The sequence below is a fragment of the Pseudomonas sp. PDM25 genome (assembly GCF_019219045.1).
GTDB lineage: Bacteria > Pseudomonadota > Gammaproteobacteria > Pseudomonadales > Pseudomonadaceae > Aquipseudomonas.
Map to the genome: position 1 here is coordinate 1 of NZ_JAHUWL010000111.1, position 228 is coordinate 228.

At 62.3% G+C, this 228-nt stretch carries 1 protein-coding gene; it reads left to right on the top strand.

Features of this window, described 5'->3' with window-relative positions; genetic code table 11:
- Positions 1-228: Ig-like domain-containing protein (locus KW848_RS31545; RefSeq protein WP_218539201.1), on the top strand; the 228-nt coding region annotated here is incomplete at both ends.

Below are 228 nucleotides of genomic sequence, written 5' to 3' on the forward strand. Positions count from 1 at the left end.
CCCTGGATCTGAACGTCACCCCGGTCGACGACGCGAGCGTGCTGACCGCCGATGCTCAAACCATCGCTGAAGACACCGTTGCAGCCGGCAACGTGTTGAGCAATGACAGCGATGTCGATAACACCCTGAGTGTCGCGACCTTTACCGTCGCTGGCGTGACCGGCAGCTTCACCGCCGGCCAAGTTGCAACGATCGCCGGCGTTGGCACAGTGACGATCGCTGCCAACG